We start from the raw sequence: 3,338 nt of genomic DNA on the forward strand, positions 1-3,338 counted from the left end.
GCCCAGCAGGAAGGCGGCGACGAGCGGCGCCGCCGGGGAGATCACCTCGCCCGGGCGCAGGTGCGACGACGGGCTGAGCACCATCGCGTCGACGACGACGGCGAAGCGGCGCAGCGCGGCGCGGGCGTTCTCGATGCCGTTCTGCAGCAGCACGACGGGCAGCTCCTCGGCGGCCGTGGTGCGCCCGCCGTCGACCGGCTGCCAGGCCCAGGCGGCGAGCAGGGCCTCGGAGTCCTGCGACTTGGTGGCGAGCACGAGGACGTCGCCGGCGCGCAGCTCCACCTCGTCCGGGCCGCCGGCCACCGCCAGGTCGACGCGCCGCTCGACGGCCGGGCCGCCCTCGGTGGCCGGCGGGCGGATGTAGCGCAACCCGTCGGCACGCAGCGCGGCGAGGTTGGCACCCCGCGCGACGACGACGACGTCGATGCCGGCGAGGGACAGCTCCGCGGCGATGGTCGCGCCGACCGCGCCGGCTCCGATGACAACATAGCGGCGGCTCATCGCCCCGTTCCCTTCCGTCGTGTCTGGCCCGAGCGCGGCAGGCCCGAGCTCGGCAGGCTCGAGCTCGGCTGGTCCGAGTCGTCCTGACTGTCCCACCGAAGCCCGCTCACGTGCACGGACGTGGCCCTGGCCCGGCTGCGACCCCGCCGGTTCACCGGGCGGCCCCGGGCGGCGCCGCGAACGGCACCGCGGGCTGCCCGGCGGCCGGGGCGGCGGCGGCGAGTTCGGCGGCGAAACGCTGCCCGGGGATCGCGCCGAGCAGCTCTCGGGTGTGCTCCTCGGCCGGTGCGGTGAGGATCCTCTCGGCGGGGCCGCTCTCGACGATCCGCCCGGCGCGCAGCACCGCGACGTGATGGGCGAGCTGGGCGACGACCGCGAGGTCGTGGGAGATGAACAGGTAGCCGACCCCCAGGTCCTGCTGCAGCCGCAGCAGCAGGGTGAGGATCTGCTCCTGCACCGACACGTCGAGCGCCGACACCGGCTCGTCGAGGAACACCAGCTCGGGTTCGAGGACGAGCGCCCGGGCGATCGCGACCCGCTGGCGCTGGCCGCCGGAGAGCTCCGCCGGCTTGCGGTCGGCGAACGCCGCCGGCAGGGCCACCTGGTCGAGCAGCTCGCGGACGCGGGCGGCGCGGCTGGCCCGGTCGCCGACCCGGAACGACACCAGCGGTTCGGCGATGGTCTGCGCGACGGTGAACCGCGGGTCCAGCGACGAGTACGGGTTCTGGTGGACGAGCTGGAAGCGCCGCCGCAGCGGGCGCAGCTGCGACCAGCCAGCGTCGGTGATGTCGACGCCGTCGAGGTGGACCCGGCCCTGGGTCGGCTTCTCCAGGCCCATCGCGATACGCAGCGCGGTCGTCTTGCCGGAGCCGGACTCGCCGACGAGGCCGAGGGTCTGCCCGGCGCGCACCGACAGGGTGACGTCGTCGAGGGCGCGGAACGTCCGCTCGCCGCTCGCGGTGCGCGGCAGCTGGAAGTCCTTGCCGATCCCGGCCAGGCGCAGCACCTCGGGCCCCGGGGTGACGTCGGTGAAGCGGGGCACGACGCCGCCGGCGTGCGACAGCGCGGGGGCGGCGGCGATGAGGTGGCGGGTGTAGGGCTCGCGGGGCCGCAGCAGGATCGTCGCGGGATCGGCCTGCTCGACGATCCGCCCGCGCTGCATGACCACGACCCGGTCGGCCCGGTCGGCGGCGACGCCGAGGTCATGCGTGATGATCAGCAGCGACGTGCCGGTCTCGGCGACGAGGCCGGCGAGATGGTCGAGGATGCGCCGCTGCACGGTGACGTCGAGCGCGCTGGTCGGCTCGTCGGCGACGATGAGCCGGGGATGGCCGGCGATCGCGATGGCGATGAGCACCCGCTGGCGCAGGCCGCCGGAGAGCGCATTGGGGTACTGCCGGGCGCGCACCGTCGGCCGGTCCACCCCGGCGCGTTCCAGGGCCTCGATGACCTCGGCGTGGACGAGCCGCTTGTCGACGCCGCGGCGGCGCACCACCTCGGCGATCTGCCCGCCGATGCGCATCGTCGGGTTGAGCCCGACCATCGGGTCCTGCGGGACGAGCCCGACGACGTTGCCGCGGAACGTGCGCAGCACCCGGTCGGACGCGCCGGTGACGTCGGTGCCGGCGATGCGGACCCGGCCGGCGGTGATCACGCCGCTCGAGGGCAGCAGCCCGAGGATCGCGTTCGCCGTCGTCGTCTTGCCGGAGCCGGACTCGCCGACGACCGCGACCGTCTCGCCGGGGGCGATCGTGAGGTCGACGTCCTCGACCGCCAGGGTCGTGCTTCCGCGCTGCCGGTAGCCGACGGACAGCCCGGCCAGCTCCACGATGGGGCCGGTGGTGATGGGGCCGGTGGCGGCGGGGCCGACCGTCGGGGCCCCGTCCACCGCTACCTCGGGGCTCATCGCTGCATCTCCTCGAGGGTGCGGGCGACGTGGTTGAGGCTGAACACGACCAGGGCGACGAACAGGCCGGGCAGCAGCGACAGCCAGGGGCTGGTGATCAGGAAGTTGCGGCCGTTGGAGATCAGCGTGCCCCACTCGGCGGCGGGCGGCGGCGTGCCGAACCCGAGGAAGCTCAGCGAGGAGATGACCAGCACGGCCGTGCCGAAGTCGAGCACCGCGAGCACGGACACCGGGCCCCAGGAGTTGGGCAGGATGTGACGCACCAGCACCCGGCCCCAGGAGGCACCGCCGGTGCGGGCCGCCTCCACGTAGGGCTGTTCCTTCACCCGCAGCACCTCGGCCCGGGTGGTGCGGGCGAAGGTGGGGGTGATCGTGGTCCCGACGGCGATGGCGATCGGCAGCAGGCCGAACCCGAGGGCGGTGACGATGACCAGGGCCATCAGCAGCGCCGGGATCGCCAGCAGGATGTCGACGATCCGCATGAGCAGGCTGTCGACCCAGCCGCCGAAGAAGCCGGCGACGACGCCGATGGCCAGCCCCGCGACGATGGCGATGAGCACCGCGCCGCCGGTCGCCTTGATCGTCAGGGTGGAGCCGTGCAGGACCCGGCTGAACAGGTCCCGGCCGAGTTCGTCGGTGCCGAACAGGTGGTGCAGGCTCGGCCCCTTCAGCTTGTCCGTCGGGGACGTGGCGGACGGCTTGTACGAGGTGAACAGCCCCGGTGCCAGGCCCGACACGATCACGAAGACGACGAACAGCCCGGCGAGGACGAACCCGGGGCGGCGCAGCAGCGGTCCGGCCGCCACGAGCAGGTCGTGCCGTCGTCGCCGCCGCTGCCCGCCCGCCCCGCCATCACCCGAGGTCAGGGTCGCGGTGCTGACCGGCTCCGCGGTGCCGACCGGATCGGCGACGTCCGCCGGCACCGCGACGC

At 74.6% G+C, this 3,338-nt stretch carries 3 protein-coding genes; all 3 read right to left on the reverse strand.

Annotation, left to right across the window (positions count from 1 at the left end):
- Positions 1-501: ketopantoate reductase family protein (locus tag ND748_RS28565; RefSeq protein WP_251749290.1), on the reverse strand; the 501-nt coding region annotated here is incomplete at its 3' end.
- Between the two features lie 151 nt (positions 502-652).
- Positions 653-2,407, reverse strand: a complete 1,755-nt coding sequence (locus ND748_RS28570) for an ABC transporter ATP-binding protein (protein WP_251749291.1) — start codon at positions 2,405-2,407, stop codon at positions 653-655.
- A complete protein-coding gene (locus tag ND748_RS28575; RefSeq protein WP_251749292.1) occupies positions 2,404-3,330 on the reverse strand; it encodes an ABC transporter permease in 927 nt (308 codons plus the stop codon). The genes ND748_RS28570 and ND748_RS28575 overlap by 4 nt, the downstream gene beginning before the upstream one ends.
- Positions 3,331-3,338: the final 8 nt, after the last annotated feature.

Origin of the sequence: Frankia sp. AiPs1 (genome assembly GCF_023716945.1) — a bacterium.
In the GTDB taxonomy this organism is placed as follows: domain Bacteria; phylum Actinomycetota; class Actinomycetes; order Frankiales; family Frankiaceae; genus Frankia.

Excerpts from the sequence above, each read along its gene's own strand:
- ND748_RS28570 (WP_251749291.1), bottom strand. The coding sequence starts at position 2,407 with ATGAGCCCCGAGGTAGCGGTGGACGGGGCCCCGACGGTCGGCCCCGCC.